This is a genomic window from Gephyromycinifex aptenodytis (assembly GCF_012277275.1).
Taxonomy (GTDB): domain Bacteria; phylum Actinomycetota; class Actinomycetes; order Actinomycetales; family Dermatophilaceae; genus Gephyromycinifex; species Gephyromycinifex aptenodytis.
Genome location: NZ_CP051155.1, coordinates 662426 through 683464, shown reverse-complemented (window position 1 = coordinate 683464; position 21039 = coordinate 662426). Strand labels below are relative to the sequence as shown.

Genomic DNA, 21039 nt, shown 5'->3' with positions numbered 1-21039 from the left:
TTATAATGGACGTTCGAGTGACTCTTGGTCGACCCGCGCAAAGCTATCTAGCGCGGCCAGGCGCGCCGCCCCACGGGCGGTAAACCGCAGGCGACCACCCCACGAACCGCACGATCATGATGAAAGGTGTCGGTGTCCCACGTGGCGAACGCCCCGCAATCGGCCGAAACTTCAGCCGCTAAGCCCCTCCCCGCCGAATTTTCACACCCGGCCTTGAAGGAGCTGCTCAAGGTAGGCAGCACGCGAGGAACGGTGGACTCCCACGAGTTGAAGACCGCTCTGGAAGCTGCTGAGCTCACCCCCACCCGCCAGAAGGCCGTTATCCGGGCCCTGGAGGGTCAGGGAGTTGTCGTCACGCTCGACACCGCGCATGCCGCGCAGGCCGTCGTTGCCACCCGACGTCCGCGGGCCACGAAGAAGACGGCCGCGAAGAAGACGGCGGTGAAGAAGACCGCGGTCAAGCAGACCACCACGAAGACGGCAGCCGCAGAACCTGAGTCGGAGACGAACGACTCGGCTGCCGGCACGCAGGCGCCGCAGAAGAGCGCGCCCGCTGCGAAGAAGACCGCCAAACGCGCCACGAAGAAGACCGCCACCAAGACGGCGGCGAAAACCGCCACCAAGACCGCAGCGAAGAAGACGGCGGCCACATCAGGCGATGACGTCGTTGATCCGATCATCGAAGAGATCGATCCGGCCGAGTTGGAGAGCGTGGTCGCTGAGGTCGAGGTCGTCGAGGGTGCTGCACCCGCCGATGAGGCCGAGCCTGCCGAGGGTGCACAGCCCGCAGCTAAGGGCAAGGACAGCGACGGGCCTGAGGAGACCGGCTTCGTCATCCGGGAGGACGATGAGGACGACGCCCCGGCTCAGCAGGTCATCACTGCGGGCGCTACCGCAGACCCGGTCAAGGACTACCTCAAGCAGATCGGCAAGGTCGCGCTGCTGAACGCTGAGCAGGAAGTCGAGCTCGCCAAACGCATCGAAGCTGGCTTGTTCGCTGAGGAGAAGCTCAACTCCGGCGAGGAGATCGCTCCCAAGCTCAAGCGTGAACTGTGGTGGATCTCCCAGGACGGGAAGAACGCCAAGAACCACCTGCTCGAAGCCAACCTTCGGCTCGTGGTCTCGTTGGCTAAGCGCTACACCGGCCGCGGGATGCTCTTCCTGGATCTGATCCAGGAAGGAAACCTGGGTCTGATCCGCGCGGTGGAGAAGTTCGACTACACCAAGGGCTTCAAGTTCTCGACCTATGCAACGTGGTGGATCCGTCAGGCGATCACCCGGGCGATGGCCGACCAGGCCCGCACCATCCGTATCCCCGTGCACATGGTCGAGGTCATCAACAAGCTCGCCCGTGTGCAGCGCCAGATGCTTCAGGACCTGGGCCGCGAGCCCACCCCGGAAGAGTTGGCCAAGGAACTCGACATGACCCCGGAGAAGGTCGTCGAGGTTCAGAAGTACGGCCGCGAGCCCATCTCACTGCACACTCCCCTGGGGGAGGACGGCGACTCCGAGTTCGGTGACCTCATCGAGGACTCCGAAGCGGTCGTGCCAGCTGACGCGGTCAGCTTCACCCTGCTGCAGGAGCAGTTGCACTCCGTGCTGGACACGCTGTCCGAGCGTGAAGCCGGCGTGGTCTCGATGCGCTTCGGCCTCACCGACGGTCAGCCGAAGACCCTCGATGAGATCGGCAAGGTCTACGGCGTCACGCGCGAGCGCATCCGCCAGATCGAATCCAAGACGATGAGCAAGCTGCGCCACCCCAGCCGCAGCCAGGTGCTCCGGGATTATCTGGACTGATCTCAGAATCGACAACGGCCCGCCGACGCTCATGCGTCGGCGGGCCGTTCGGCTGTTCAGCGCTCAGCCGCGGATCTGGTGTACCTGCTTGACGACCCGCTCGAAGACGTCACGAGGCACGGTAGCGCCCTCTCGACGAACAGTCGCGGGGGCTACTCGCACGATCCGGTCGAGGCGAGCCTCGCTCGGGCGGCCTTGGGAGTCCCACGAACCGGTGCCGATATCGGCCCAATAGCGGCCTTGGCTGGCTTCTTGGGCGGCGTCCAGGTCATGGTCCTTGCTGGTCAGCGGCAGACCGAGCAGCCACGGGCCGTCGCGACCGATGAGCAGCACCGGGCGGTCCTTGCCGCGATCGGGGTCTTCCTCATAGGTCACCCAGGCCCAGACGACCTCACCCGGGTCGGGGCAGCCATCGGAGGAGGGGGTGTAGTCGATGGTCGGGGTGCCAGTGAAGTCACCGGGGTAGTCCGTGCTGGGTTTGCTCCCTGGCGCACCGACGCCAGGGATACGCACCCGCTGGGAAGGCGCGGAAGGTGGCTGGAGGGTCTTGGGGTCTGGCAGTGCCCGAACCAGCGATTGGGCAGCGTTGGCTAGGAACCGGAGGGCTTGTCGGGTACGCACGTGCTTCACGCTACCGGCCACGTCTACCCTGTGATGCGCAACCGGCGTGTTCGGCGTGGGATGATGGCCATCTGCCGGGGAGGGCCACATGGCCCACCGGTGCCGATGCCCCCGACGAAGCAGAGGTCTTGACCCGTGTCACCGCAGGCCCGTAACGCGTTGCCACCTCACGCGACGCCGCCGGAGCTCCTCCGGAACTTCTGCATCATCGCGCACATCGATCACGGCAAATCAACGTTGGCGGATCGGATGCTCGGGATCACCGGAATCGTGCAGGCACGGGATATGCGTGCCCAGTACCTGGACCGGATGGACATCGAGCGCGAGCGCGGCATCACGATCAAGAGCCAGGCCGTCCGTATGCCGTGGGCAGCGAGCGCGCCGGGAGACACCCAGGACACCACCTACTGCCTCAACATGATCGACACTCCCGGGCACGTCGACTTCACCTATGAGGTTTCGCGGTCCTTGGCGGCCTGCGAGGGAGCGGTGCTGCTTGTCGACGCCGCGCAGGGCATCGAGGCCCAGACATTGGCCAACCTCTACCTGGCGATGGAGAACGACCTTGCGATCATCCCGGTACTGAACAAGATCGACCTGCCGGCGGCGCAGCCGGACAAGTACGCGGCTGAGCTGTCTCGGCTGATCGGGTGCGAGCCCGAAGAGGTGCACCTGGTCTCGGGTAAGACCGGGGAAGGCGTCGAGGCGCTGCTGGATGAGATCGTCCGCCGCGTGCCACCGCCGGTCGGTGACCCCGATGCCCCGGCCCGGGCGATGATCTTCGACTCGGTCTACGACACCTATCGCGGCGTCGTTACGTACGTGCGGGTGATCGACGGGAACCTCAATCCGCGCGAACGAATCGCAATGATGAGCACGAAGGCGACTCACGAGCTCCTCGAGATCGGCGTCAGCTCACCAGAGCCCGTGCCCTGCAACGGATTGGGGGTCGGCGAGGTCGGCTACCTGATCACCGGGGTGAAGGACGTGCGCCAGTCCCGGGTCGGTGACACCATCACCAACATGGCCAAACCGGCCAGCCAGGCACTGGGGGGCTACCGTGACCCCAAACCGATGGTCTTCTCCGGGTTGTACCCGATCGACGGCACCGACTACCCGGTGCTGCGCGACGCCCTGGACCGACTCAAACTCAACGACGCTGCGCTGGTGTACGAGCCCGAGACGTCTGCGGCGCTCGGGTTCGGGTTCCGGGTGGGCTTCCTGGGCATGCTCCACCTGGAGATCGTGCGGGAACGTCTGGAGCGCGAGTTCGACCTCGACCTCATTTCGACCCTGCCCAACGTGGAGTACGACGTCACCTTGGATGACGGCACTCACGTGGATGTGACCAACCCCAGCGAGTTCCCGGACGGCAAGATCGGCGAGATTCGCGAGCCCGTGGTCCGCGCGACGGTGCTGGCTCCCAGCGAGTACATCGGCGCCATCATGGAGCTGTGTCAGCAGCGACGCGGCACCTTGCGGGGGATGGATTACCTGTCTGAGGACCGCGTCGAGATGCGGTACACGCTGCCCTTGGCGGAGATCGTCTTCGACTTCTTCGACCAACTCAAAAGCCGCACCCGCGGCTACGCCAGCCTCGACTACGAACCCGACGGCGACCAGATCGCCGACCTGGTCAAAGTCGACATCCTGCTGCAGGGCGAACAAGTGGACGCGTTCAGCTCCATCGTGCACAAGGAGAAGGCCTATGCCTACGGGGTGCGGATGGCAGAGAAGCTGCGCACCCTCATCCCGCGTCAACAGTTCGAAGTCCCGATCCAAGCCGCGATCGGCAGCCGGGTCATCGCCCGGGAAACAATTCGCGCGATCCGCAAGGACGTCCTGGCCAAGTGCTACGGCGGTGACATCAGCCGTAAGCGCAAGCTGCTGGAGAAGCAGAAGGAAGGCAAGAAGCGGATGAAGATGGTGGGCCGGGTAGAGGTCCCCCAAGAAGCCTTCATCGCGGCACTGTCCAACGACGCCGGCGACAAAGCAAAGAAGTAGGCGTGCCCCAACCACTGCCGGGCGAACAGCAGCCGCTGCGCCGGGACGTGATGTCCTTTGCCCGACGCGATGGGCGGCTCTCGCACCGGTACCAGCAGGCCTGGGATGAACACCACTCCCGGTTCGTCGTCGAACCGGCGCGCCTGACACGTTCCACGTCGGTGGACCCGACGTGGCGGTTCGAGGCGGAAGCAGTGTTCGGGCGCCGTGCGCCGCTGGTGGTGGAGATCGGTTCCGGCACCGGGGACGCGATCATCGCCGCGGCGCTGGCTCAGCCGGAGCGCGACCACCTCGCGGTGGAGGTGTACCGCCCAGGCATCGCTCGCACCATCGTTCTCGCCCAGCGCCACCACGTGAATAACCTGCGGGTGATCCAGGCGGATGCTCGCGCGCTCGTTGATGATGGCCTGGAGCCGCACTCGGTCAGCGAACTGCGGGTCTTCTTCCCTGATCCGTGGCCCAAAGCCCGCCACCACAAGCGGCGCTTGATAGACGGGTCATTCGCCGCAGCCGCGGCGCGGGTGTTGGAACCGGGTGGGGCATTACGCCTGGCCACGGACTGGCAGGACTACGCCGACGTGATGCGCGAGGTCTGCGACGCAGAGCCGCTGTTGTCCGCGTGCCACGACGGGTGGGCTCCTCGTTTCGAACAGCGTCCACTGACCCGTTTCGAACGTAAAGGTCTCGAGGCGGGGCGGGCCATTCGCGACCTGGAGTACCAGCGACGGGTTAGTGCTTAGAAGTGGACCTAGACGCGGCTCGGGCGATCGGCCCGACGTTGAAGCGTCGGGAGGGCGACACTTCAACGCCGGACAGATCGCCCGGTGGGGGTCGCTCATCTGTGCTGTAGACCTGCTGGCTTCCCCCGCGCGAGAGGTGTTGGGAGTGAACATCTTCCGTCACCGCTCTCGATAGCAGCAGTCTGGACGACTGTCATGCCGGGCGCAACCGGTGCGCGGGCGCCACGCGGTTCGCGGACCCCTGGCCGTGGCGGACCCTCGCTGAGAAACCGTGCTCGGAGCTCTGTGAAATCGGCCCGGAACACGCTCAGAACATCGCATCAACGGTGGTCGTCGAGGTCGACACCGCCTTGAGCGCAACTGGATGAGCAGGTAACGGCTTGCTGGGTGTGTGGCCATGAGGGATCTCAGGGGTCTTAGTTCTCTTTTCGTCCTGGCGGCGGAACACCGCGATTCCCTGAACGAGATGTCCTCCCAGATTCTCCGGGACGTGCAGTATTCCGGCCAGGTGCCAGTCTGCCCCCACAATCATTCTGCAGACGCAATACTGCGGACTGATTCCTACGGTCCGATTACCTTCACTAGCAGCGAGTGCGAAAAGTGGGGATGGTTGGGACTAAAGCCGATTCGCTCCTACTAAGGATCGGGTAAATCGCGGCGGGTGAGATTCCATATCCCGTTTCTGCATGCGTAGTAATGCCTTTATTGGGGGCACTCCGAGAATGAACGTTACGTCATCGCCTCGTGGGATCTCCTAATACCAATCGTCTGACCTCACCTCAGCGACAGTCCCAGCTTCGGCGAGAGTCGGGCGCGGTTTCCGCACAGTTGGGGCGCGTCGGTGCCTTCGGGTTAGGGCGGCGTAGGGGGTGGGCGGGGCATGGCGCGGTGGTCGCCGGGTCTGCCTGGGGTGAGAGGATGCCCAGATGCCGACTCCACCCCCACAGGCAGACGTCGCCCCCGCCGACGGCGCGCTGCCCATGAGTGCGCTGAGCGGCTTCACCCGGGGGGGAGCGTTCGGGGTGTACATTCACGTGCCGTTCTGCCGGCGCAGATGTGGCTATTGCGACTTCAACACCTACACCCCGGCAGAGTTGGGTACCCCGTCGCTGCAGGCCACCGACGGGCCGGTCGGTGCCTACCTGCGCGCCCTGCACGCTGAGATCGAGATGTCGACGCGGGTGCTACCCGCCCGCCCGATCGACACAGTCTTCTTCGGGGGCGGCACCCCTACCGTGCTGAGCGCGCAGGCCATCGGTGAGGTGCTGCAAGCGTTGGAGAACGCCTACGGTTTCACCCCGCAGCTGGAGGTGACCACGGAGGCCAACCCCGACACGGTTGATGAGTCGGTGCTGCAGCGTCTGCGTGAGGTAGGCATCACCCGGGTGAGCCTGGGCATGCAGTCATCGGTGACCCATGTGCTGGCGACCCTGGATCGCACCCACGACCCCGCCGGGGTAGCCCGCGCCGTGGCAGGAGCGAAGCAGGCCGGTCTGGTGGTCAGTCTCGACCTCATCTACGGCACTCCGGGGGAGACGACACAGGACTGGGCCCGCTCCCTGGATACCGCCATCGATCTGGGCCCCGACCACATCTCGGCATACGCCCTCGTCGTCGAAGAGGGCACCCGATTAGCGGGGCAAGTGCGCCGCGGCCAGGTTGCGCCGCCGCAGGATGATGACGAGGCAGACAAGTACGAGCTGGCTGCGGCGCGCCTAGAATCGGCAGGTTTCTCTTGGTACGAAGTGAGTAATTGGTCACATTCGCAAGCCGGGACATGTCGGCACAATCTGGGGTACTGGCGCGACGGCCACTGGTGGGGCTTCGGGCCGGGTGCGCATAGCCACGTCGGTGGGGTGCGGTGGTGGAATGTTCGCCATCCCTCGAGCTACGCAGATCGGCTCGGCACCGGCCTCTCCCCGGCGCAGGCCCGGGAAATCCTTTCTCCTGACGAGCGATACGACGAATGTGTGTTGTTGCGGAGTCGGCTCGCGGAGGGGCTGCCCCTTGTTCTGCTGCGCCCGCACGGACGCGCCCAGGTCGATTCTCTGGTCGGTGCCGGGCTGTGCACCGTGGTCCCGGAAGCGCCGAACGGGGTGTGGGGGGCGAATACAGCAGAGGCGGGCGAGCGTCTGATCCTCACCGTGCGGGGCCGGCTACTCGCCGATACGGTGGTGCGCCAGCTCCTTGTTTAGGGGGATAAGTCAGTTCCGCAGATGACCCCTGGGGTAGGTTTGCGGTTCGTCTCGCTTGCGTATCCGGGGGGAAATGACAGCCGTCGCAAGTGCGGACTTGCCACACCCGAAAGGAACAGATGTCTCACTCTGCTCGTGCCGTGATCGTCAGCGCCGTAAACCCATATCCGCCCGATAGCGGCAAGGCTGTGGTCCTTGCGGGGTTCCTGCGCCACTTGCGCACACGGTTGGGGGCGAGCAACGTTCACTACGTCCACCTGGGCCCGGCCATTACGGACCTGGAACCGTTCAAGGGCGTGCAGGTGCACGAGGTAGGGACGGCAACCGGTCCCGAAAAGCTCAAGGCCATCGCGCTGGAAGCCGGTCTGAAGCGACGCAGCTTGCAAGAGACGTTCATGGCCTCACCCAGCGTCGCGGAACGGGTGCAGACGATCCTGACCCAAATCGATGCCGATGTTGAGATCATCGACACGATCCGTCTGCTGCAGCACGTCGGTGAGCCCCCGGCCCGGGGGCGTCGGGTGCTGTATCTGGACGATCTGTTCAGCGTGCGCTACCGGCGGATGCTGCGCACCATCGGCGAGGGAGGGACCTCAAGCTCGTTCGATCCGCTCGGACAGTTCGCCGGGAACGTACCCCGCCCGTTGCGCGGATTGACCCGGCAACCATGGAGCCGCAACGCACTGCTCGCGTTGGAATCGCGTCGTATCGCGCGCGCCGAGAACGCCGCCGCCCGCCATTCCAGCCTGTCGTTGTTGCTCAACGACGAAGAAGCTGCAGGGTTACGTGCTCGCACCGGTGCCGACGTTCGGGTCATCCCGCCGTGGGTGCCGCAACGGCCGGTGGCGCAGTACACCTGGGACGGTCGGCCCGAGTATGTCTTCGTCGGCCTGTTGGCGATGCCGCACAACCACGACGGGCTCGTCTGGTTCCTGCAGGAGGGGATGCCGGCGCTGCTCCAGGCCCGCCCGGACGCGCGCCTGCACGTCGTCGGCCGAGACGCTCCCGAGTCGATGCTTGCCGCCGCCGCGCCATATGGGGACCACGTCGTCATCCACGGTTATGTCGATGACCTCGATGAGGCCGTGATGACGCGGGCCGCTTTGGTCAACCCGCTGCGCTTCGGCTCAGGGGTGAAGATCAAGAGCTTGGACGCCTTGGCGCGCGGGGTGCCGATCGTGGCTACCCCCTACGGGGTTGAAGGCATCGCAACCAGCAGCGAACCGGGTCTGATCATCGTCAATGACGCCGCAGCGGCAGGCAGGGCACTGGCCGAACTGGCCGATCCTGTCCAGCGCGAGAAGCACGCCGCAGGCGCCCGCGAACTTTACTTGACGCGGTTCGCGGATGACGTGGTCATGGAGGCATACGACTCGGTATTCGGAACCTCTGCCTGAGGTCGAGAATCGCCCTCTGTTCCTGTCCGGGCGCCGGCCGTGGCGAGCCGTTTGGCCGCCCTCGGAGGGTCGAACAGGATGCCTAGCCCGACCCGGCGCAAGAGCGACTCCAAGCCGACACACAGCGCCACGATGGCCAAGCTGATGGTGATGTCGTAGGCGATGGCCGAGGCCGGGGTCTGTAGCCACGGTTGAAACAGCGCGCGCTGCGTCCGGCCCAGGAACGCCAGCCCCATCACCAGCGGCCAATGCAGCACATAGACGCCCAGAGTGCGACGGCCGACCCACGCCGCAGGGCGGGCCAGCGCCATTTTCCCGAAGGCTTGCATCAGCGCGAGGAAGACGATCGCCGCGCATAGCCCGGCGGCCACCCCGAATGGGTAGGCCGACCGCTCCGGCAGACGCTCGGCTATGGGGAAGAAGAGGATGTAACCGGCGGCCGCAATCGCAATCGTCTTCCAGGAACGGGTGGCTGTCAGCAACTGCGGCCCGTAGCGGGCGCCGACGGCGAAGAACACCGCCCTTGGCAGCCCGGCAACGTCACCGGTGGCCAGCAGAACCCCCCAGCCCAGGACGAAGAACCCGAGCAACACCGACCAGGCCGGTAGTCGGCGGGTGATGGCTAACAGGAACATCGCCACTACCAGCACGTACACGAACCACAGCGGCCCGAACGCGGGATTGACCAGGCTGCGCAGCAGCGTCGGTGCCGTGCGCGCATCCGGCTGGCCGAAGGGGACCAGGATGCCGCAGGCGAAATAGACACAACTCCACACCACGAAGATGTGCAGGTTGCTCAGCAGCGTCAGCCGGGTGCGGGCGTAACCAATTCCCTGTTGGATTTTGGTGCGTGCCAGCCACCCGGAGAGCAACAGCAGTAGCGGCATGCGCAGCTTGGCGAGAACTGCCTCGTTCAGGAGCACCCAGTCGTGGAAGGCCGGGTGCTCACGCGGAGCTAGCGAGAGTTCGAAGGAGTGAAAAATCCCCACATGCAGCAACACGACGGCGATGACGCACAAGCCGCGGGCGGCATCAATCCACGGCAGACGTTGCTGCAATGAGGGTTTTCCTCTGACGCTAGAACCAGAGGACACGAAAACTCCCAACGCAGACGAAAAACGACCCTCGGCTGCCGCGTAAGGAGCGCGTGGCGGCGTGCCGGTCGTGGCACGGACCCCGAGTACCGCGCCGGGGGGAGTTTAGGGGCCCGTCAGAACGCCTGTCCATGTACACAGACCGGCTGCTGGACGCTGCCGCTGGCGGCCGCAACTGCTTGGTCAGACCAAATTTGCGGCGCCACTGGGCAGTTGCGGCCAGATCGGCGGCTCGGGCCGGGGCGAAAATCAATCAGAGAATGGGTGCGGCACGCGAGTGTTCCCGGCCACATCAGCCCGGTGCGGGAGAGCGCCGGTTCATTGATGCTCAGCCCGACCTGCCGACGGTCACGAAGTCGATGAGTTCCTCCACCCGGCCCAGGAGCTCAGGCTCGAGGTCGGCGTAGGAACGCACCGAACCCAGGATGCGCTTCCAGCCGATGGCCACGTCGGTCTGGGTTTCATGCGGCCAACCCAGATGCTCCAGGATGCCGTGCTTCCACGACGTGCCGCGCGGGATCGTCGGCCACTGGGTCAAACCGAGCCGGGCAGGGCGCACCGACTGCCAGACGTCGACGTAGGGGTGGCCCACGATGCAGACGTAGTCGCGCCAGGGCTTCAGCGCCCGGGCTTCCTGGACGATACGGCTCTCCTTCGTGCCGGGCACGAGGTGGTCCACGAGCACCCCGAGCCGGCGCTGGGAGGTCGGGGCGAAATCACGGATGACGGCGCTGAGGTCATCGACTCCGTCGAGCATCTCCACCACCACACCCTCTACGCGCAGGTCGTCGCCCCACACTTTCTCCACTAGCTCCGCATCGTGGCGTCCCTCGACGAAGATACGAGAGCCGAGAGCGACCCGGGCGGTGTGACCGGCCACCGCTCGGGAGCCGCTGGCGGTGCGTTGATCGGCCGTTCGTGCTGCCGCCAGCGCGGCCGAGGTCGAGGCTGGGGTCGGGGCAGTGAGAATGGCCGGCCGCCCCTCGTAGAGGAAGCCCGGCCCGAGGGGGAACCCTTTGACCCGTCCCCGACGGTCCTCCAGATGCACCACCTGCATACCGCCAGCCTTCTCCACTGCAATGACGGCGCCACACCAACCGGTGGTCGCGTCCTCGACGACGAGCCCCCGCTCAGCGACCACCGGGGTCGCGCGCCCGCCCTTGGGGGCACGCCAATCGGTGGAGAGGACATCCGGGCCGTAGCGGTCGTTCGGCGAAGCATTCACCGAAGCATCGTAGACTTGGCAGTTGACCCCCACGAGTGCCAACTCCGGCGCGTCGCGCCGGTCCCGTGGCCACCAGCATCAGGAGGGAGCAACCGTGACGCAAGACCGCCGTCTGGTCGTCCTCCGAGCCATCGTTCAGGACTACGTGCGTACCTCGGAGCCAGTCGCGTCGAAGGCGCTCCTGGAGCGGCACGCCCTGGGCGTGTCGGCCGCCACGATCCGCAACGACATGGCCGCCCTCGAAGAAGAGGGCCTCATCACCGCGCCCCACACCAGTGCCGGGCGGGTGCCCACCGATGCCGGGTACCGGGTATTCGTGGATCAGCTCTCCGAGATCCGGCCGCTGAGCGCTGCCCAACGAGCCGCCATCGGGCGCTTCCTGGAAGGCGCGGTGGATCTGGATGACGTCGTGGAGCGCACGGTGCGGTTGCTGTCCTCACTGACCCAACAGGTCGCCGTGATGCAGTACCCATCGTTGACGCGCTCTTCGGTGCAACACATCGAACTCGTCCCGGTCGCCGCGGACCGCCTCATGGTCGTGCTCATCCTGACCACCGGCCGGGTGGAACAGCGGGTCGTGCTCAGCCACATCGACTTGTTGTCCCCGGCAGGGGAGGAGATCCTGGCTGGGCTGCGGACCCGGCTCAACGGCGAGGCGTCCGGGCGCACCCTGGTGGAGGCCGCTGCCCGGTTGGAGCTACTGCCCGAGGAACTGCCCGAAGACAGCCGTGACCTGGCCCAAGTGGTGGTGCAGGCGCTAGCCGACGCGCTGGTCGAAGAACGCGAAGAACGACTCGTCCTGGCCGGCACCTCTAACTTGGCACGCCTCGGACCGGACTTCCCGCTATCCATCGGCCCGGTGCTGGAAGCCCTCGAGGAACATGTTGTGCTGCTGCGATTGTTCAATACCCTGGCGCAGGAATCCGGTGGGAGCCGGGTCGCGGTGCGAATCGGCCGCGAAAACCCGCACGCTGGTCTCGCCGAGACCTCCGTGGTCAGTGCCGGGTACGGTGCTGGGGCGGATGTCCTCGCGGGATTGGGTGTGCTCGGGCCGACCCGCATGGATTACGCGAGCACCATCGCGGCGGTTCGTGCCGTCGCCCGGTATGTCTCCGGGATGCTCTCCGGCTGACGTTGAGATCGCCTACAGCGCGACGGCCTACCCCTGTGCACGACACAACCGCAGACCTCATAAGGATCACGTGTGAACGACTATTACGCCGACCTCGGTGTGAACCGCGACGCCAGCTCGGAAGAGATCAAACGCGCCTACCGGCGCCTGGCGCGCAAACTGCACCCGGACGTCAACCCCGGTCCGGAGGCCGAGGCCGAGTTCAAGAAGGTCTCTCAGGCCTATGACGTGCTCTCCGACCCGGAGAAGAAACGTAATTACGACATGGGTGCCGACCCCTACGGTGGCGCGAGCGGCGGCTTCGGTCAGGGCTTCTCCTTCAGCGACATCATGGACGCGTTCTTCGGCGGCGCCGGAGCTGGCGCGCGCGGCCCCCGTTCGCGGGTGCAGCGAGGCCAGGACGCCTTGATCCGCCTCGACATCGACCTGCCCACGGCGGTCTTCGGCGGCGAAAAAGAGGTCACGCTGGACACGGCTGTGGTCTGTTCCACCTGTCACGGTGAGGGTTGCCAACCGGGCACCGGCACACGCCAATGTGATGTCTGCAATGGGCGCGGTGAAGTCCAGCAGGTACAGCGCAGCTTCCTGGGTCAGGTCATGACCTCGCGTCCCTGCAGCGCCTGCCAGGGCTTCGGCACCGTCATCACCAGCCCCTGTTTCGAATGCTCCGGCCACGGCCGGGTACGCACCCGGCGCCCGCTGAGTTTGAACGTGCCCGCTGGCGTCGACACCGGCACCAGGATCCAGCTTGCCGGGGAGGGTGAGATCGGTCCCGGCGGCGGGCCGGCCGGTGATCTGTACGTCGAGATCGCTGTGACGCCGCACGACAAGTTCCAACGCCGCGGCGACGACCTGCACTGCGTGGTCGAGGTGCCGATGACAGCAGCCGTCCTGGGTACCGTCCTGAACTTCGAGACCTTCGACGGCCCGGCCGAGCTCGAGGTGCGCGCCGGTGCTCAGTCCGGCGAGGTGACCACCCTGAAGGGCTTGGGCGTGACCCACCTGCGCGGCAACGGGCGTGGGGATCTACTCGCCACCCTGAAGGTGCTCACCCCGACCCGCCTGTCGAGTGAGCAGGAAGAACTCATCCGCAAACTCGCGCAGTTGCGCGGGGAGGAGAGCCCCGCGGGGCGAGTAACGCACATGGAGGGCGGGGGCCTGCTGGGCCGGCTTCGCGACGCCTTCCTCGGCAAGTAACACCATGACTGCGGCGCTTTACCGCTGCCCGCTCCACGGTGCGCAGGTTGGATCGGAGCTGGTGCTGGACGGCGCAGAAGGCCACCACGCCGCCACCGTGAAGCGCACTGCACCGGGGGAGAAGATCCTCCTGGCCGACGGTTCAGGTCAGCGTGCGCTCGCAGAAGTGCTCACCGTCCAGCCTGGCGTTCTGCAGGTGCGCATCCTCGAGCTCGAGGCGGTCCCGGACGATGAGCGCTCTCTGATCCTGGTGCAGGCCCTGGCCAAAGGCGGACGCGACGAGCAGGCGATCGAGGCCGCGACCGAACTCGGGGTCGATGAGGTGTGGGCCTGGCAGGCGGAGCGTTCCATCGTGCGTTGGCGTGCCGAGCGAACAGCCAGGGCTCGGGCCAAGTGGGAGGCCGTCGTGGACTCCGCCGCCAAACAGGCCCGGCGGGCAACGATTCCCCGGGTCGACGGCCCGCTGAACAGCGCCGAGGTGGGCGCGCGGATCCGCACGGCGGACCTGGCGTTGATCTTGCATGAGGACGCCGACCAGCCGTTGGCCGGCCGGGAACTGCCGGTCGGACAGATCTTGGTCGTCGTGGGGCCAGAGGGCGGAATCAGCCCTGCTGAACGTGCGCTCTTCGAACAGGCCGGCGCGGTAGCCGTGCGGTTGGGGGCGAACGTGCTGCGCTCGGGAACGGCCGGCCCCGCCGCCTTGGCCGTGATCGCCGCCGCAACACGGTGGCGCTGAGCATCGCCGCCGCAACCGAAGCCCCCTGTCCAGGCTGCGCCTGGTGAGCACCACGCGCGCCTGCCCGTAGACTGGATCGAGATATGAGCGACCATTCATCCTTCGTCGAGCCCACAGCCGAATCCAGCGCTGACGGGCGGACCATCGTCATCCCGCCGCGTACGCCCATGGTGGCGTTGCTCGGCCCCCACGATCAGCTGCTGAGCACCATCGAGCGCGCGCTGCCCAACCTCGACTTGCATGTGCGGGGCAACGAGATTCATATCAGCGGCCCTCCCGCCGAGGCTGACCTGCTGGAACGACTCATCGACGAACTGCTCGTCATCACCGCTGCAGGTCAACCGCTCAACCGGGATGCTGTCGAGCGCTCCATTCGGATGTTGCAGGAGCGCACTCGTGAGCGGCCCGCAGACGTGCTCACCACGAACATCGTTTCCAGCCGCGGTCGCTCCATCCGGCCCAAAACATTGGGACAGAAGCGCTACGTCGACGCGATCGACGAGAACACCATCGTGTTCGGTATCGGGCCGGCGGGAACCGGCAAGACTTATCTGGCGATGGCCAAGGCTGTAGCTGCGCTGCAGGCCAAGCGCGTGAACCGGATCATCCTGACCCGCCCGGCCGTGGAGGCGGGGGAGCGACTGGGCTTCCTGCCCGGCAGCTTGAACGACAAAATCGACCCGTACCTGCGCCCGTTGTACGACGCGTTGCACGACATGGTCGATCCCGACTCCATTCCTCGCCTGATGGCCGCCGGGACCGTGGAGGTGGCGCCGCTGGCCTACATGCGAGGGCGCACCCTGAACGACGCGTTCATCATCCTGGACGAGGCGCAGAACACCTCACCCGAGCAGATGAAGATGTTCCTGACCAGGCTCGGGTTCGGCAGCACCATCGTGGTCACCGGGGATGTGACCCAGGTGGACCTGCCCGGTGGCACCCAGTCCGGGTTGCGCGTCGTCCAGCAGATCCTCACCGGCGTGGATGATGTCCATTTCTCGTACCTGACCTCGGACGACGTCGTGCGCCACCAGCTCGTCGGCGCGATCGTGGACGCCTACGGCCGCTGGGACGCTGACCGGCTCCGCGCCGAGGGCGCCGACCCAGCGCTGGCGCCCCGCAGCAGCCGCCCGCCGCGAAGGGCGAGCAAGAACCAGGAGAACGCATGAGTATCGAGGTCCTCAACGAGTCCGGTGTCGAGGTCGATGCTCGTGAACTCGTTGACTGTGCCCGCTATGTGATGGACCAGATGCGGGTCCACCCCCGCGCCGAGCTGTGCATCAAGCTCGTCGACGAGGCTGCCATGGAGGTGCTGCATCGGCATTGGATGGACCTGCCCGGCCCTACCGACGTCATGAGTTTTCCGATGGACGAGCTGCGCCCGGGCCGTGAGGGGCAGCAGAGTCTTGAAGGTGTTCTGGGTGATGTGGTGCTCTGCCCGCAGGTTGCCGCGGCCCAAGCCGGCAGCGCAGGTCACTCCACCGCCGATGAGCTGTTGTTGCTGACCACCCACGGCATCCTGCACCTATTGGGTTTCGACCACGCCGAACCGCAGGACGAACACGAGATGTTCGAGTTGCAGCGCACCTTGCTGCTGACCTACCTCGCGGGACGCGGGCGTCCTACTTCGTGAGCGAACAAGCGTCGTGGCTGAAACGGGTGTCATGAGCATCGAGATGGTGGCCGGGTTCGTCGCCTGCCTCGTCATCGCCTTCCTGCTGGCTGCCACCGAGGCTGCCCTGCAGCGCATTCCGAGCTCGGCCACCGTGGAGCACGTGGAACAGGGCCGTCGCGGCGGTAAAGCGCTGGCGACGGTGCTCGCTGACGTCGCCGGCTATCTTTCGGTGACCACGTTCCTGCGGGTCGTGGCGGAATCCACCGCGGCCGTACTGGCCACCGTCGCGATGGCACGCCTGCTGTCCGGAGTTTGGCCGCCTGTCTTCGCCGCCATCGGCATCATGGTCGTGGCCTCGTTCACTATCGTCGGGGTGAGCCCCCGGACCTTGGGGCGCCAGCACGCCGAAGCAATCGGACTGTTCGCGGCCCCCATCGTGGTGTGGCTGCGGCGCTTCCTTGGCCCGCTGGCGCGGCTGCTGGTGCTCATCGGCAACGCGGTGACCCCGGGTAAGGGATACCGAGACGGCCCGTTCGCCTCCGAGGCTGAGCTTCGGGAACTGGTGGACCTGGCCGGCGACACCTTGGTGATCGAAGCCGAAGAGCGGCAGATGATCCACTCGGTCTTCGAGCTGGGCGACACCGTGACGCGTGAGGTGATGGTGCCTCGACCGGACATGATCGCCATCGAGCGCCACAAGACTCTGCGCCAAGCGATGTCGCTTTTCCTGCGTACCGGGTTCTCGCGGTTGCCGGTGCTGGGGGAGGACGCCGATGACCCGGTGGGGTTGCTGTACTTCAAGGATGTCGCGCAACGTAATCACGACGACCCGCACGCGGCCCGTCTCACCGTCGAGCGCATCATGCGGCCCGTCCCCTTCGTGCCGGACAGCAAGCCGGTCGACACCTTGCTGCGGGAGATGCAGGCCGACCAGAACCACATGGCCATCGTCGTGGATGAGTACGGCGGCACCGCCGGGTTGGTGACGATCGAGGACATCATCGAGGAAATCGTCGGTGAAATCGCCGATGAGTACGACCACGAGACTCCCGGGGTCGAGGAACTGCCGGAGGGCGGATTGCGCGTTCCGGCCTCCATGCACGTCGATGACTTCGCTGATCTTTTCAACATCGAGATCGAGGAGGACGACGTCGATACCATCGGCGGGCTCTTCTCCAAGGTCCTGGGCCGGGTCCCCATCCTGGGCGCGACGGCCGTGATCGAGGGCTTGCAACTGCGGGCCGACCGGATGGCGGGGCGCCGCCACCGACTCGCGAGCATCGTGGTCACCCCCGCCCCGGACGCCGAACACTCCCGCGAGGGGTCATCCACACGCGAACCTGAGGGCGTGCTCGTGACGGCCGCGGACCATTCCGCGAGCGAATCCCCGGACGAGGCCATCGCAGAGGCGCCACCGGCGTACTCCAGCACCGCACCGCGCCCTGGCGGCGCCCACCTGGCTGAGGAGCCCCGATGAACATGCCAGAAACGCCGTATCGCGCTGGGTTCGCTTGCCTCATCGGACGACCCAACGCGGGTAAGTCGACGCTGACGAATGCCTTGGTCGGTGAAAAGGTGGCCATCACCTCCAGCAAGCCCCAGACCACTCGCCACACCATCCGCGGCATCCGCACCGAGGAAGACGCTCAACTGATCCTGGTGGACACTCCCGGTCTGCATAAGCCGCGGACCCTGTTGGGGGAGCGCCTGAACGATTTGGTGCGCGAGACTCTCCTCGAGGTCGACGTGATCGGTTTCTGCCTTCCTGCCGACCAGCGCATCGGCCCCGGCGACAGTTTCATCGCCGCCGAACTGGCAGAACTGCGCAGGATGCGGCGTCGCCCCGTGATCGCCATCGCCACCAAGAGTGACCTGGTGGACAAGCAGCGTCTGGCCGAACACCTCATCGCCATTGACAAACTCGGCGAGTGGGATTCGATCGTGCCCTGCTCGGCAACCCAAGGCGATCAAGTCGACATCGTCTACACCGAGATGTTGCGATTCCTGCCCCAGTCGCCGCAGCTCTACCCCGATGGGGTGACCACCGATGAGCCCGACGACGTGATGATCGCCGAGTTGGTGCGCGAAGCCGCCCTGGAGGGGGTGCGCGATGAGTTGCCGCACAGCTTGGCCGTTGTGGTCGAGGAGATCACCCCGCGCGAGGGGCGCGCCGATAACGATCCGCTGCACGACATTCGGGTCAATGTGTTCGTGGAACGGGAAAGCCAGAAGGGGATCATCATCGGTCGTGGGGGTGCCCGGCTCCGGGAAGTGGGAACGAACGCTCGCACCGGGATCGAGGCGCTGCTCGGACACCGCGTCTACCTGGACCTGCACGTCAAAGTGGCCAAAGACTGGCAGCGCGACCCCAAGCAATTGCGCCGGCTCGGATTCTGAAGCCTTTGCCCAGCAGGACCTCTGCGTGATCGGGCCGCGGTGAGACCGTTGTCCATGATGTGGACAGCGGGCGAGTCGTTGTGGCGTACCGGCGAGCGAGGCCGCTACGGTGAGAAATGTGTCCGCTCTGGGTAAGTCGCGCTCCGCGTGCCGCCTCCTCCTTCGCTGCCGCGGCGAGGCCTGCTAACAGGCCACCCTCGCCGCGGAGTGCTGCCCAGGCCTGGACTACCAGCACGCTCAGCGACGACGTGAGGCAAACCCCATGAGCTACGCAACACCCACCCAGCAGAACAGCGGCATGCCGATCGGCAAGTACGTGCCGTTCCAGGACCAAATCACCATCGACCTTCCTGATCGCACCTGGCCGGAGAAGACGATCACGAAGGCGCCGCGGTGGTGCGCGGTCGATCTGCGGGACGGGAACCAGGCACTCATCGACCCGATGAACCCCGAGCGCAAGCTGCGCATGTTCCAACTGCTGGTGCAGATGGGGTACAAGGAGATCGAGATCGGGTTTCCGAGCGCGAGCCAGACCGACTTCGACTTCTGCCGGTTGCTCATCGAGGACGGGCACATCCCTGACGATGTGACGATCCAGGTACTGACCCAGGCCCGCGACCACCTCGTCGAGCGCACCTATGACGCGATCTCGGGGGCCAAACAGGCGATCGTGCACCTGTACAACTCGACCTCGGTGCTGCAGCGGCGCGTGGTCTTCGGCAAGAGCGAGGACGGCATCGTCGACATCGCCTTGCAGGGTGCCCGGCTGTGCAAAAAGCTGGAAGAGACGATCCCGGACACCAAGATCACCTACGAGTACTCCCCGGAGTCCTTCACCGGAACAGAGCTGGAGTTCGCGGTACGGGTCGTCAACGAGGTGGCTGAGGTCTTCGACCCCACCCCGGAGAACCCGATGATCGTCAACCTGCCCGCCACCGTGGAGATGGCCACGCCCAACGTGTACGCCGACTCGATCGAATGGATGTGTCGCCACCTGACCCGGCGCGACTCGATGATCGTCTCGCTGCACCCGCACAATGACCGCGGCACCGGGGTCGCTGCGGCCGAGCTGGGCTACCTGGCCGGGGCCGACCGCATCGAAGGCTGCCTGTTCGGAAACGGCGAGCGCACCGGCAACGTCTGCCTGGTGACCTTGGGCTTGAACATGTTCAGCCAGGGCGTGGACCCCCAGATCGACTTCTCCGACATCGACCACGTCCGCCGCACGGTGGAGCACTGCAACCAGTTGCCGGTGCACGAGCGTCACCCCTACGGCGGCGACCTCGTCTTCACCGCCTTCTCCGGATCGCACCAGGACGCGATCAAGAAGGGCTTCGAAGACATGGAGCGCCAGTGCAAGGAATCCGGTAAGGAGATCAACGACCTCGTCTGGGGTGTTCCGTACCTGCCGATCGACCCGCATGACGTCGGTCGCAGCTACGAAGCGGTCGTGCGTGTGAACAGCCAGTCCGGCAAGGGCGGGGTCGCCTACCTGATGCGCAACGAATACCAGATGGACTTGCCGCGCCGGTTGCAGATCGAGCTGTCGGGGGTGGTCCAGCAGCGCACCGACAGCGAAGGTGGGGAGATGAGCGCGGCCATGCTGTGGGAGGTGTTCAGCGACGAATACCTCGCCGGCAGTGGCGAAGGAGAGAAGGCCTGGGGCCGGTTCGCCCCGGTGCGGGTTCGCAGCGAATCCGATGCTCAGGGCCGGGACCGGGTCATCGCCACGGTGACCGACCAGGGCCGTGAAGTGCAGCTGGACGGTACCGGCAACGGCCCGATCGCAGCCTTCATCAACGCGCTTTCCCAGATCGGTATCGACGTGCGGGTCTTGGACTACACCGAACACGCACTGAGTTCCGGTGGGGACGCCCGAGCGGCTGCCTACGTCGAGTGCGCCATCGGCGATCGGGTGCTGTGGGGGGTCGGCCTGGACAACTCCATCGTGCGGGCCTCGATGTCGGCCATCCTCTCCGCGGTCAACCGCGCCGAGCGCGACCGTCCGGCTGAGGAGTCGGCTGTAAGCATCAGCCGCCCCGGGGGCGGTCCCTGAGCTGGAGTGATGGTGTTCTGACGGCCGGGTTCGGTGCGTGTTCGCTGCGCATCGGGCCCGGCCGTTGTGCTGCTAGCGCACGTCGTGCGGGCGGAACTGAACGCTGATCCGCGGGCCGGTCGCGCCCGCCACCTTGGGGACGGCGTGTTCCCAGGTGCGCTGGGCGCTGCCGCCCATCACCAGTAGGTCCCCATGGCCGAGCGCGAACGTGAGAGTGCCGGTGCCAGCGGCGCGGGCGGCCTGGCTGGCGGGGCGCAGCAACAGCGGGCGAGGCGCCCCCAGGGAGAGGATGGCCACCATCGTGTCGTGCTCACGTGAGCGGCCGATCCGGTCGCCATGCCAGGCGACACTGTCGCGTCCATCGCGATACAGACACATCCCCGCGGTGGTGAACGGCTCACCCAACTCCGGGTGATACCACTGTGACAATTCTGCTTTGCAGGTGCTCAACAACGGGTGCGGCAGGGGTTCGTAGCTCTCGTAGAAGCGCAACAGTCTGGGGGTGGCAACCTCACGGTCATACATCCACCGTCGTTCGGCCTGCCAATCGACGTGGTCACGCAGGTGGAAGAACAATTCGTCAGCCCCACCCACCCAACCCGGTTGAATATCCACCCAGGCTCCGTCCGCGAGATAGTGGCGGTGTGGGGCCAGGCTCGACAGCCCGTCAGCATCTACGTCCTCGAGAAGAGATCCCTGCAGGCCGTGCTGGGAATCGAACATGTGTCCAGCCTACCTGGGTCCACCGACAACATCGATCAGGGCGTGTGGAATGCTGCGGTCCGGTTTCCCCGCGTGGAAGGTGGCGGGGGTGTGCACTGCGTCGGCCGTGC

Annotated in this window: 17 protein-coding genes; 13 read left to right on the top strand and 4 right to left on the bottom strand. The window is 66.0% G+C overall.

Features of this window, described 5'->3' with window-relative positions; translation table 11 throughout:
• Positions 1–141 precede the first annotated feature (141 nt).
• Positions 142–1797, top strand: coding sequence for an RNA polymerase sigma factor (locus G9V96_RS02925; RefSeq protein ID WP_210424494.1), 1656 nt, complete (start codon positions 142–144; stop codon positions 1795–1797).
• Between the two features lie 63 nt (positions 1798–1860).
• Here the strand turns inward: G9V96_RS02925 and G9V96_RS02920 are convergent, their stop codons facing one another.
• Complete coding sequence (locus tag G9V96_RS02920; RefSeq protein WP_404861427.1) at positions 1861–2418, bottom strand: type II toxin-antitoxin system PemK/MazF family toxin; 558 nt, start codon at positions 2416–2418, stop codon at positions 1861–1863.
• Between the two features lie 135 nt (positions 2419–2553).
• Here G9V96_RS02920 and lepA point away from each other — a divergent pair, with 135 nt between their 5' ends.
• From lepA to G9V96_RS02900, 4 genes are all read left to right on the top strand, one after another.
• Entirely contained in the window at positions 2554–4422 is a 1869-nt protein-coding gene (lepA, locus tag G9V96_RS02915) for a translation elongation factor 4 (RefSeq protein WP_168581698.1), read from the top strand.
• A gap of 2 nt (positions 4423–4424) precedes the next feature.
• Positions 4425–5162 carry a tRNA (guanosine(46)-N7)-methyltransferase TrmB gene (trmB, locus tag G9V96_RS02910; RefSeq protein WP_226913406.1) on the top strand — a complete coding sequence of 246 codons (738 nt, stop codon included), beginning with the start codon at positions 4425–4427 and terminating at the stop codon, positions 5160–5162.
• A 926-nt stretch (positions 5163–6088) separates the two neighbouring features.
• Complete coding sequence (gene hemW / locus G9V96_RS02905; RefSeq protein WP_168581697.1) at positions 6089–7357, top strand: radical SAM family heme chaperone HemW; 1269 nt, start codon at positions 6089–6091, stop codon at positions 7355–7357.
• Positions 7358–7476: 119 nt separating this feature from the next.
• Positions 7477–8754: a glycosyltransferase gene (locus G9V96_RS02900; protein ID WP_168581696.1), complete on the top strand. Its 1278-nt coding sequence runs from the start codon at positions 7477–7479 to the stop codon at positions 8752–8754.
• Here G9V96_RS02900 and G9V96_RS02895 read toward each other — a convergent pair.
• On the bottom strand, positions 8685–9848 hold the full coding sequence (locus tag G9V96_RS02895; protein WP_168581695.1) for an acyltransferase family protein: 1164 nt from the start codon (positions 9846–9848) through the stop codon (positions 8685–8687). The genes G9V96_RS02900 and G9V96_RS02895 overlap by 70 nt on opposite strands.
• Before the next feature lie 328 nt (positions 9849–10176).
• A complete protein-coding gene (locus tag G9V96_RS02890; RefSeq protein ID WP_168581694.1) occupies positions 10177–11073 on the bottom strand; it encodes a DUF3097 domain-containing protein in 897 nt (298 codons plus the stop codon).
• 94 nt (positions 11074–11167) lie between these two features.
• On the opposite strand from G9V96_RS02890, the gene hrcA reads away from it, so the two are divergent.
• The 8 genes from hrcA to leuA all read left to right on the top strand — a co-directional run bounded on the left by hrcA (position 11168) and on the right by leuA (position 20206).
• Complete coding sequence (hrcA, locus tag G9V96_RS02885) at positions 11168–12205, top strand: heat-inducible transcriptional repressor HrcA (RefSeq protein WP_168581693.1); 1038 nt, start codon at positions 11168–11170, stop codon at positions 12203–12205.
• A gap of 72 nt (positions 12206–12277) precedes the next feature.
• A complete protein-coding gene (dnaJ, locus tag G9V96_RS02880; RefSeq protein WP_168581692.1) occupies positions 12278–13402 on the top strand; it encodes a molecular chaperone DnaJ in 1125 nt (374 codons plus the stop codon).
• 4 nt (positions 13403–13406) lie between these two features.
• A complete protein-coding gene (locus G9V96_RS02875) occupies positions 13407–14138 on the top strand; it encodes a 16S rRNA (uracil(1498)-N(3))-methyltransferase (protein WP_168581691.1) in 732 nt (243 codons plus the stop codon).
• An 83-nt stretch (positions 14139–14221) separates the two neighbouring features.
• Complete coding sequence (locus G9V96_RS02870; protein ID WP_168581690.1) at positions 14222–15307, top strand: PhoH family protein; 1086 nt, start codon at positions 14222–14224, stop codon at positions 15305–15307.
• Positions 15304–15771, top strand: a complete 468-nt coding sequence (gene ybeY, locus G9V96_RS02865; protein WP_168581689.1) for an rRNA maturation RNase YbeY — start codon at positions 15304–15306, stop codon at positions 15769–15771. Before G9V96_RS02870 ends, ybeY begins: the two co-directional genes overlap by 4 nt.
• 13 nt (positions 15772–15784) lie before the next feature.
• Complete coding sequence (locus G9V96_RS02860) at positions 15785–17230, top strand: hemolysin family protein (RefSeq protein ID WP_319643823.1); 1446 nt, start codon at positions 15785–15787, stop codon at positions 17228–17230.
• Positions 17227–18150, top strand: a complete 924-nt coding sequence (era, locus tag G9V96_RS02855; protein WP_168581688.1) for a GTPase Era — start codon at positions 17227–17229, stop codon at positions 18148–18150. The genes G9V96_RS02860 and era overlap by 4 nt, the downstream gene beginning before the upstream one ends.
• A 262-nt stretch (positions 18151–18412) precedes the next feature.
• On the top strand, positions 18413–20206 hold the full coding sequence (gene leuA / locus G9V96_RS02850; protein WP_168581687.1) for a 2-isopropylmalate synthase: 1794 nt from the start codon (positions 18413–18415) through the stop codon (positions 20204–20206).
• A 72-nt stretch (positions 20207–20278) separates the two neighbouring features.
• Here leuA and G9V96_RS02845 read toward each other — a convergent pair whose 3' ends face one another.
• Positions 20279–20929 carry an alpha-ketoglutarate-dependent dioxygenase AlkB gene (locus G9V96_RS02845; protein WP_168581686.1) on the bottom strand — a complete coding sequence of 217 codons (651 nt, stop codon included), beginning with the start codon at positions 20927–20929 and terminating at the stop codon, positions 20279–20281.
• Positions 20930–21039 lie beyond the last annotated feature (110 nt).